Raw genomic sequence first — 4,490 nt, 5'->3', positions numbered from 1 at the left:
TGGCGCTCGTTCCGCGCTGTCCACCTGGGCCGTGGCGCACAAGGCCGGCGGCACGCCGGCACGGCCCGCCCGGGTCGGGGATCAGGAGGGCGTTCGGGACGGCCGACGGAGGGGGCCGCGCGTCTCGACACCGGCCGGGTGGGTCGCGGTGCGCGGGATCGCCGCCGCGGTGAGCGCCGCGACCAGGGACGCGGCGGCGGCGAGCGCGAAGACGATCCGGTAGGCGTCGAGCGAGGCGTACGTGGCACCGCCCGCGCCCGCCGGCAGCGTCACCGTCGTCAACACGACGGTGACCACCGTGCTGCACAGGGCCTGGCCGATCGTGCGCATCAGCACGTTCAGGCCCGTCGCCGCCGCCGTCTGCTCCGCCGGCACCGCCTGGATCACCAGGGTCGGCAACGCCGAATACACGAGCCCGGTCCCCACCGAACACAACGTCGCCCCGGCCGCGATCGTCCACATCTGCTCGCTGGTGAACACCCGCACCACATACGCCACCGCGATCACCAGCGCCCCGGCCACCAGCGTCGACCTGGCCCCACGCGCGGCGGACAACCGGGCCGACACCGGCGACATCAGCACCATCGTCAACCCGCCGGGCAACAGGCACAGGCTCGCCACCAACGCGGACGCCCCCAGGCCGTAACCGGTCTCCTCGGGCGCCTGCACCAACTGCACGGTGGCCAACCAGTTCGCGTAGAAGGCGAATCCGGTCACCAGGGCCGCCAGGTGCGGGAGCAGGACCGTCCGGCGGGCCGCCAGTCGCAGATCCACGAGCGGCTCGCGCACCCGCAACTGATGCCGACCCCAGACCGGCAGCACGAGCAGGCCGGCCGCGCCGATCCCCAGCACCGCCGGGCTGCTCCACCCCCAGTCCTCCCCCTTGGACACCGCGAGCAGCACGCCCACCAGGCCGGTGGTGAGCAACAAGGCCCCCACGATGTCGAAGCGACCGGGGGTACGCGCCGACGACGACCGCGGCAACACCCACCACGAGAGCACCGCGCCGAACACCCCCAGGCCGGTCGTCACCCAGAACAACACGTGCCAATCGGCGTGCTGCACCACCACCGACGCCAACGGCAGCCCGGCCGCCGCCCCGATGCCCACCGTCGAACTCATCAGCGCGACCGCCGAGCCGACCCGGTGCGGCGGCAGTTCGTCGCGCAGGATGCCGGTCGCCAGCGGCACGACCGCGGCCGCCGTGCCCTGTAGCGCCCGCGCGGTGATCAGCACACCGATGTCGGACGTCAGCGCGCACAGCGCCGAGCCGAGCGTCATCACCACGAGCGCGCCGACCAGGATGCGCCGCCTGCCGTACATGTCGCCGGCCCGCCCCAGCACCGGATTGAGCACCGCACCGGAGAGCAGCGTCGCGGTCAACATCCAACTCACCGTGCCCGGTGACGACCCGGTATCGCCGGGAAGCGCGGGCAGCAGCGGCACGATCACCGTCTGCATGAGGGCCATGAGGGTGCCGCCGAAGGCCAGGGTCGGCACGATCAGACGGGAGCGAAGACCTGACGAAGGTACGGCGGTTGCCACGAAACGGCTCCCGAATCCAGGGGCCGCCAACCTAACTGACGGCCCGTCAGATCAGTTGTGTCACGATCTCCCGCCGAACGCCGGCACACGTGACGGACATCGCACCTTCGAGCCGCCCCACCGACCCCGCCCCCACCGTCGTCGGCGGCGCGCAGCCGCCGATCACACCCCGATGGCCCCGTCGATACGTTCGCGCAGCAGGTCGGCGTGGCCGTTGTGCCGGGCGTACTCCTCGACCAGGTGGATCAGCACCCAGCGCAGCGAGACCGTGCCACGCCACGCGTCCTCGCCCGCGACGTCGAGGTCGGGCGCCTCGATCGTGAAACGCTCGGCGAAGGCGACCTCCGCACGCCAGACCGCCCAGGCCCGCTCGACGACCGCGTCGTCGGGCACCGCGCCCTCGAAGTCCCCGTCGGGGTCGGTGCGCGAGGAGAAGTGGGCCGGCGCGTCCTGCCCGGCCAGGACCTCCCGGAACCAGCGGCGCTCCACGTCGGCCAGGTGCCGCACGATCCCGAGCAGCGAGAGCGTGGACGGCGGCACCGATCGCCGGGCCAGGTCCGCGCCCAGGCCCGAGCACTTCAGTTCCAGCGTCGAGCGCTGGGCGGCCAGGACGTCGGTCAGGATGGCCCGCTCGTCACCCGTGGTGGGCCCCTCGAATCGACGGTTCGTGGCAACGCCGACGAACAGGTCGCCTCGTCGGGTCGGCTCGGTCGTCTCCGTCATGGTCGACCCACACAATCCGCCCAAACGGGCCTCGGGACTCGGTGTTCTCGGGGTTCGGCCCGCGCGGGGCTCGGGGTTCGCGGGGCTCCGGCTTGCCGGGGCTCGGCCCGCTCGGCCCGCTCGGCCCGCTCGGCCCGCTCGGCCGCGAACCCGGGCGGCCGGGGCGCTGCTCAACCGCCGGAATCCCGATCCGCATCCATCCGGTCGCGCCTGCCGAACCGCCGGTCGTCCGCGTCGGCCGCGTCCGGGTCCGTACCGCCGGCGGACTCCGGTACGGGCAGGTCCAGCGCATCGGCGACGGCCCGGCCCCGATCGGCCGGATGCCGCACCTCGGTCCCGGGCACGACCCGGTAGACGTTGCGCCGGCCGCTGCGCTGCCGGGTCAGATATCCGCCGTGCTCCAGGTCCGCCAGGATCGCCTGCACGGCGCGCTCGGTCAGCAGACACACGGCTGCGATGTCACGCACCCGCGCCCCGGGATCACGGGCGATCGCCGAGAGCACCCGAGCGTGATTGGTGAAGAACGTCCACGAGGGCCGGGACTGCTCCGCATCGCTCATGCGCACCATCATAGGCTCGACCATTCCGGCAACTCGACACACGAATTGCAGTTCATGAATTCCTTGACGTACGTTCGGTGGCCATCGATCCTGGAGACGACGCAACCGCCGGCCACTCGCCCCGGCCGAATCCACCCACCGCCCCGAACGACCATCCAGGCCCGACCCGCCGTGTGATGGAGGGAAGCCCGCCATGACCCCACGACGCCCCGGTTCCCGCCACTCGCCGCACCCACCGGGCCGCCCCGGGACTCACCGAAGCCGCCGTCGGGAGAGCACGCAGAAGCACCTGCGCATACGGGTGATCGTCGCCGACGACCGGGTGCTGCTGCGGATCGGCGGCGAAGTCGACATCGACACCGAAGCGGATCTTCGCCGCGCCCTGGACCGGGCATTGGCGGCGGGGGTGCGGCGGGTGGACGTGGACATGCGCAACCTCACGTTCTGCGACAGCACCGGCCTGCACGCCCTGCTCCGAGCGCGGTCCAGGGCCCTGGAAACCGGGACCCGACTCGGTCTCGCACCCGGCGACCGGCTGCGCCGTCTGCTCGAAGTCACCGACACCGCACACCTGTTCACCCCACTCGCCTTCCCATGACCGGCCGTGGACGGGCAATTCACTCCGCCGCTCCACCGCGCCGGAGCACCAACGGCAACACGAGCCACCAGCCGAGGAACCAGACCGCGGCCGCCGCGGTGAGCAACGCCGCCGTCACGTCGTCGGTGGCCACCCGCAACAGCAACAACAACGAGCAGCCGATCGTGCAGGCCAACAGGCCCACCCCTGCCGGAACAAGGTGGTTCGCCACCCGCACGAGTCGGGGCTTGCGGTGTTGTCCCGTGACGGCGCGATGCAGCGAGACGACGGACACCAGGACACCCATCGAGGCCGCTCCCAGGACCACGGCGGCCACGTAGAGGCCGTTGTCGAAGTCGCCCAGGGTGTCGAACTTCGGGGTGAACACGACGCTCAACAGGAAGCCGAACAACACCTGCGCACCGGTCTGTACAACGCGCACCTCCTGGAGAAGTTCGATCCAGCGCCGATCCGCGCGCTCGTCCGCGCTCTCCCCCCGACCGTCCCGCTCGCTCATGGCGTCCCTTCGTCGGCACCTCCGCGTGTGCGAGACGACTTCCCCGACCATCGCCAGGGCACACCGGGCGATTCCTCGGATCGGCCGCCGACCGGGCAGGCTCGCGAGGCCGAGGCCGTCGAGCCGGCCGACGGCCCGCGACGGCACCTCTCTCCGACAGGGGGTTTCTCCCCGTCATGAGGGGCAACCCCCCTGCCCCGTAGGGGAGTCCCCGTACCCGCGTACCGTTCTGCGCCGGACCGGACCGGTTTTTCCTCCTCCTGTGGTAGCCCGGCTAGGCCGACGGGCTGATGCTTCCGTCAACCCGCAGGGCGACGCGGGCCGCGGCGTCTTCCTGTGACCATGGAGTCGACCCGAGATTTGTGCCGCCCGGATGCCCGGTGGGCCACTCGATCCACGTCCGGTTGCCACCGGACGAGTCCCGCTCGTCGCGGACGCGCCGGCTCTCCCGGCCCGCGACGACGGGCCCGCGCCCGTGCGGCCCGGCCCCCCCCCCGGGGGGCCGGCGACCCGGGCGGCGGGCGCCCCCCCGACCCCGAGCCCCACCGGGGGCGCCCGGGTGTAATAA

General features: G+C 72.5%; 5 protein-coding genes. 1 reads left to right on the top strand and 4 read right to left on the bottom strand.

Annotation, left to right across the window (positions count from 1 at the left end; all coding sequences use genetic code 11):
• Positions 1–81 precede the first annotated feature (81 nt).
• The 3 genes from ACFXMF_RS46950 to ACFXMF_RS46940 form a co-directional block, all read right to left on the bottom strand.
• Positions 82–1,500, bottom strand: coding sequence for an MFS transporter (locus ACFXMF_RS46950; protein WP_379992659.1), 1,419 nt, complete (start codon positions 1,498–1,500; stop codon positions 82–84).
• Positions 1,501–1,707: 207 nt separating this feature from the next.
• Complete coding sequence (locus ACFXMF_RS46945) at positions 1,708–2,268, bottom strand: DinB family protein (protein ID WP_360320194.1); 561 nt, start codon at positions 2,266–2,268, stop codon at positions 1,708–1,710.
• 170 nt (positions 2,269–2,438) lie between these two features.
• Positions 2,439–2,828: a helix-turn-helix domain-containing protein gene (locus tag ACFXMF_RS46940; RefSeq protein ID WP_360320197.1), complete on the bottom strand. Its 390-nt coding sequence runs from the start codon at positions 2,826–2,828 to the stop codon at positions 2,439–2,441.
• A 193-nt stretch (positions 2,829–3,021) separates the two neighbouring features.
• On the opposite strand from ACFXMF_RS46940, the gene ACFXMF_RS46935 reads away from it, so the two are divergent.
• Entirely contained in the window at positions 3,022–3,426 is a 405-nt protein-coding gene (locus tag ACFXMF_RS46935; protein WP_360320200.1) for an STAS domain-containing protein, read from the top strand.
• 19 nt (positions 3,427–3,445) lie between these two features.
• Here ACFXMF_RS46935 and ACFXMF_RS46930 read toward each other — a convergent pair whose 3' ends face one another.
• Positions 3,446–3,922, bottom strand: coding sequence for a DUF6328 family protein (locus tag ACFXMF_RS46930; RefSeq protein ID WP_360320203.1), 477 nt, complete (start codon positions 3,920–3,922; stop codon positions 3,446–3,448).
• Between the last annotated feature and the right edge of the window lie 568 nt (positions 3,923–4,490).

The sequence above is a fragment of the Embleya sp. NPDC059213 genome (genome assembly GCF_042754445.1).
Classification (GTDB): Bacteria; Actinomycetota; Actinomycetes; order Streptomycetales; family Streptomycetaceae; genus Embleya.
This window is presented reverse-complemented; position numbering and strand designations above follow the sequence as displayed.

Excerpts from the sequence above, each read along its gene's own strand:
- ACFXMF_RS46945 (WP_360320194.1), bottom strand. The coding sequence starts at position 2,268 with ATGACGGAGACGACCGAGCCGACCCGACGAGGCGACCTGTTCGTCGGC.
- ACFXMF_RS46930 (WP_360320203.1), bottom strand. The coding sequence starts at position 3,922 with ATGAGCGAGCGGGACGGTCGGGGGGAGAGCGCGGACGAGCGCGCGGAT.
- ACFXMF_RS46940 (WP_360320197.1), bottom strand. The coding sequence starts at position 2,828 with ATGAGCGATGCGGAGCAGTCCCGGCCCTCGTGGACGTTCTTCACCAAT.
- ACFXMF_RS46935 (WP_360320200.1), top strand. The coding sequence starts at position 3,022 with ATGACCCCACGACGCCCCGGTTCCCGCCACTCGCCGCACCCACCGGGC.